Source organism: Burkholderia sp. E168m23, assembly GCF_016586125.1.
Taxonomy (GTDB): domain Bacteria; phylum Pseudomonadota; class Gammaproteobacteria; order Burkholderiales; family Burkholderiaceae; genus Burkholderia; species Burkholderia orbicola.
The window spans coordinates 1-1,191 of the sequence record NZ_BCPP01001427.1; the positions used below are offsets into that span (position 1 = coordinate 1).

Here is a 1,191-nt window from a genome sequence, read left to right on the forward strand (position 1 = left end):
GTCGATCCGCAAACCGTCGTGCTCGAAACCGACCGCAAGTACGCGCCGAGCTTCGTGCTCAACGTGCTGAGCGCGTGCCCGGCCTCGGTCTTCGACAAGAAGCTGCTGCTGTCGCACCAGCAAGGCAACGATTTCGGCAGCGGCTGGCTGCGCACCAACGACGCGGGCTCGGGCCCGTACCAGCTCGTCAAGTGGACGCCGAACGAAACCATCGTGCTGCAGCGCTTCGACAAATACCGCACGCCGTATCCGATGAAGCGCGTGGTGCTGCGCCACGTGCCCGAAGCCTCCGCGCAACGGCTGCTGCTGGAGAACGGCGACGCCGACGCCGCGCGCAACCTGAGCCCCGACAGCCTCGCCGCGCTGTCGAAGGCCGGCAAGATCAAGGTCGCGTCGTGGCCGGTGTCGGCGCTGCTGTACCTGAGCCTGAACACGAAGAACCCAAACCTCGCGAAGCCCGAGGTGCAGCAGGCGATGAAATGGCTCGTCGACTACGACGGCATCCAGCGCAACATCGTCAGCACGACCTACAAGGTGCATCAGACCTTCCTGCCCGAAGGCTTCCTCGGCGCGTCGAACGCGCGGCCGTACAAGCAGGACGTCGCGAAGGCGAAGGCGCTGCTCGCGAAGGCCGGCTTGCCGAACGGCTTCGACGTGACGATGGACATGCCGAACGACTATCCGTACCTCGAGATCGCGCAGGCGCTGCAAGCGAACTTCGCGCAGGGCGGCATCCGCGTGAAGCTGATCCCGGGCGACGCGAAGCAGGCGATCGGCAAGTACCGCGCCCGCCAGCACGACATCTTCGTCGGCGAATGGTCGCCCGACTACATGGACCCGAACAGCAACGCGCGTGGTTTTGCGTGGAATCCGGACAACTCGGACCAGTCGCCGACCAAGATGCTCGCGTGGCGCAACAGCTGGGACATTCCGCAACTGACGAAGGACACCGAGGCCGCGCTCGTCGAGCCGTCGCCTGCGAAGCGCGCGCAGCGTTACGAAGCGCTGCAGAAGGCCGTGCTCGCGAACTCGCCGTTCATCATCATGTTCGAGAAGGTCGTGCAGGTCGCCACGCGCCCCGGCGCGACCGGGCCGGAAATCGGGCCGATCAACGATCTCGTGTCATACCGCACGCTCGCGAAGTAATCGCGGCGGCCTGCCCGCGCGGATCATCGCCGCGGGCCGCCGTAC

Annotated in this window: 1 protein-coding gene; it reads left to right on the plus strand. The window is 66.1% G+C overall.

Annotated features, from left to right (window positions below):
• Positions 1 to 1,146: ABC transporter substrate-binding protein (locus tag JMF90_RS37875; protein ID WP_201326423.1), on the plus strand; the 1,146-nt coding region annotated here is incomplete at its 5' end.
• Positions 1,147 to 1,191 lie beyond the last annotated feature (45 nt).